Here is a 352-nt window from a genome sequence, read left to right on the forward strand (position 1 = left end):
AGATGCGGTCGTAATTCATTGTAAATTGCTACCGATTCCTTGACCAAGGCCCTGAGCTCCTCCATCGTTCGGCAGCGATAAAGCAAAAATTCATGCTTTAAAATACCATTCACACGCTCAGCCAGTGCATTTTGGTAGCAGTCATACCCATCCGTCATTGATGGTGTCATACCGCTGGCTGCTAATGCCATTTGGTATTCCTCTGAGCAATACTGCATCCCTCTGTCTGAGTGATGAATGATTTGACCTGTTGTTTGACGACTCTTTACCGTCATATCCAGCGCTTTGACGACATCGCTCGCTTTCATCTCATGACTTAACTCGTACCCCATTATTTTTCTAGAATATGCGT

At 44.9% G+C, this 352-nt stretch carries 1 protein-coding gene; it reads right to left on the bottom strand.

Annotated elements, in window-relative coordinates:
* Positions 1-352, bottom strand: a 352-nt coding sequence (locus AN944_RS21130) for a DDE-type integrase/transposase/recombinase (protein WP_144430248.1), incomplete at both ends; no start/stop codon positions are given.

Origin of the sequence: Shewanella sp. P1-14-1 (assembly GCF_001401775.1) — a bacterium.
Lineage (GTDB): Bacteria > Pseudomonadota > Gammaproteobacteria > Enterobacterales > Shewanellaceae > Shewanella > Shewanella japonica.